We start from the raw sequence: 2,313 nt of genomic DNA, 5'->3' as shown, positions 1-2,313 counted from the left end.
CGAGATACTGCGCGCTTCGCAACGCTTCGGCAGGGCGCTGTGGAAACGATGGAGTGGTTATCACATCCGAAGTCGCGTGGAGGCCAAAATGCTATGCCTCAAGGCATTCGGCGAACGCATCATGGCGAGGGACCCAGACAGACAAACCGCCGAAATCCACATCCGCATCGCTCTCATGAACCGATTCTCGGCCCTCGGCACCGCCGAGATCGTGTGTGATGGATGAATCCGCCGCGGAAAGGGGAAGCTCGTCCTCAAAACGAGTTGCGCAACAACGCCCCGCCAACGCCATCGGGTCGGAGCACTACCGCTTCCTCGAACCCTTTACGATGGTGGGCATCATCTTCCTCGCGATCTCTCTTCCTGCGGCCGGTCTGATCCGGTTGGCGGAAGGGCGGGTACGCCGCAAACTGGGACTGAAATAATGCTGGATATGTCAGGTTTTCCAATGGAGCTGAGCGGTGAAAACACACCCATGGTGAGTTTTCGCAAAGTGCGCAAATCATATGGCGCGCTGACCGTTCTTGATGATCTTGATCTCGATATCAACGCCGGCGAAATGGTGTCTATCATCGGCCCGTCAGGGTCAGGCAAGACAACCGTGTTGCGGATGCTGATGACGCTAGAGCAGATCAACAGCGGGGTGATTTATGTGGACGGCAAGCCGCTGACACATATGCCGAAGGGCGGCAAGCTGGTTCCGGCCAGCGAGCGCCATCTGCGCAGCCGCCGCGTCGACATCGGCATGTGTTTTCAGCACTTCAATCTGTTCCCGCATATGACCGCGCTGGAAAACTGCATGGAAGGGCCGGTGCAGGTTCTGGGCCTGCCCAAGGCCGAAGCGCGCGACCGTTCGGAAGAATTGCTGGAACTGGTGGGCATGATCGCCAAAAAGGATCAGCACCCGTCACGGCTGTCCGGCGGCCAGCAGCAACGGGTTGCCATTGCGCGGGCGCTGGCGATGCGCCCCAAGGTGATGCTGTTTGACGAGGTGACCTCGGCGCTGGACCCCGAAGTGATCGGCGAAGTCACAAACGTGATCCGCGGTCTGGTGTCCGAGCATAATCTGACGATGCTGATGGTGACGCACCAGATGGGGTTTGCCCGCGATATTTCGGACCGGGTCTGTTTCTTCTATGGCGGTAAGATCGAAGAGCAAGGGCATCCGTCCGAGCTGTTTGGCAATCCGCAACGGGAACGGACACAGCAGTTCCTGAGCGCGGTACGCGAAGCGGTCTGACACCTAAAGATCTATCCCAACGTCCCGCAGCAGATCGCGGGTGCGTTGGGATAGTGTGCCGGTGTTTGATCCCATGGTTTGATGGTGCGATCTGTTCTTTGGAATGGAAGGAAGCACTATGGGACAAGTTCGTCACGGGAGCGCCACGACCACGCACGCTGTCAGAGCAGCAATACAGCGATCGCAAGCTTCGATCGCGGCGCTGAGCAAGGAACTCGGGATCAACCCGAAGACTGTTGCCAAGTGGCGAAAGCGCGAGACCGTTGAGGATCGCAAAACAGGGCCGAAAGAGCCTCGCTCAACCATTCTCAGTCAAGCCGAGGAGGCCATGATCGTCGCATTTCGGCGGCATACGCTACTGCCGTTGGATGATTGCCTCTATGCGCTCCAGCCCTCGATCCCGCATCTGACGCGGTCAGCGCTGCATCGGTGCCTTCAGCGGCATGGCATCTCGCGCTTGCCGGATGTCGGGGGCGACAAGCCTAAGCGGCAGAGGTTCAAGCGCTACCCCATCGGCTTTTTTCATATCGATATTGCCGAGGTGCAGACTGCGGAGGGCAAGCTGTATCTTTTCGTTGGCATTGACCGGACCAGCAAGTTTGCAGTCACCCACCTCGTCGACAAGGCAGATCGCAAGACCGCCTGGGAATTCCTCGAACATTTGCTCAAGGCGGTCCCTTATCGCATCCATACGATCCTGACCGATAACGGTATCCAGTTCGCCGAACAGCCACGAAACCGGAACAGAGTATACTCCCGGCAGATGCGCTTCGACATGATCTGTGAGGCCAACGGGATCGAGCATCGCCTGACCAAACCGAACCATCCGTGGACCAATGGCCAAGTCGAGCGGATGAACCGCACGATCAAAGAGGCGACAGTGAAGCGATACCACTACGAAAGCCACGATCAGTTACGAACACATCTCGGCGACTTCATGGCTGCCTACAACTTTGCCCGCAGACTCAAAACTCTCAGCGGCCTCACGCCCTACGAATACATCTGCAAAATCTGGACTTCAGAGCCAGATCGTTTCATCATCGATCCGATCCACCAGATGCCGGGACTGAACA

Annotated in this window: 3 protein-coding genes and 1 pseudogene; all 4 read left to right on the top strand. The window is 57.7% G+C overall.

Features of this window, described 5'->3' with window-relative positions:
• Positions 1 to 226, top strand: a pseudogene (locus ACP151_RS21290) (IS5/IS1182 family transposase); the annotation flags it as partial.
• Complete coding sequence (locus ACP151_RS21285; protein WP_424980784.1) at positions 219 to 425, top strand: hypothetical protein; 207 nt, start codon at positions 219 to 221, stop codon at positions 423 to 425. The pseudogene ACP151_RS21290 and the gene ACP151_RS21285, both read left to right, overlap by 8 nt.
• Complete coding sequence (gene ehuA / locus ACP151_RS21280) at positions 425 to 1,240, top strand: ectoine/hydroxyectoine ABC transporter ATP-binding protein EhuA (protein ID WP_424980783.1); 816 nt, start codon at positions 425 to 427, stop codon at positions 1,238 to 1,240. Before ACP151_RS21285 ends, ehuA begins: the two co-directional genes overlap by 1 nt.
• Before the next feature lie 118 nt (positions 1,241 to 1,358).
• A partial coding sequence (locus tag ACP151_RS21275; protein ID WP_424980202.1) for an IS481 family transposase occupies positions 1,359 to 2,313 on the top strand: 955 nt, incomplete at its 3' end.

The organism is Leisingera sp. S232 (genome assembly GCF_049800895.1).
In the GTDB taxonomy this organism is placed as follows: domain Bacteria; phylum Pseudomonadota; class Alphaproteobacteria; order Rhodobacterales; family Rhodobacteraceae; genus Leisingera.
This window is presented reverse-complemented; position numbering and strand designations above follow the sequence as displayed.

Coding starts and splice junctions, on each gene's coding strand:
- ACP151_RS21285 (WP_424980784.1), top strand. CDS start 219: ATGGATGAATCCGCCGCGGAAAGGGGAAGCTCGTCCTCAAAACGAGTT.
- ehuA (WP_424980783.1), top strand. CDS start 425: ATGCTGGATATGTCAGGTTTTCCAATGGAGCTGAGCGGTGAAAACACA.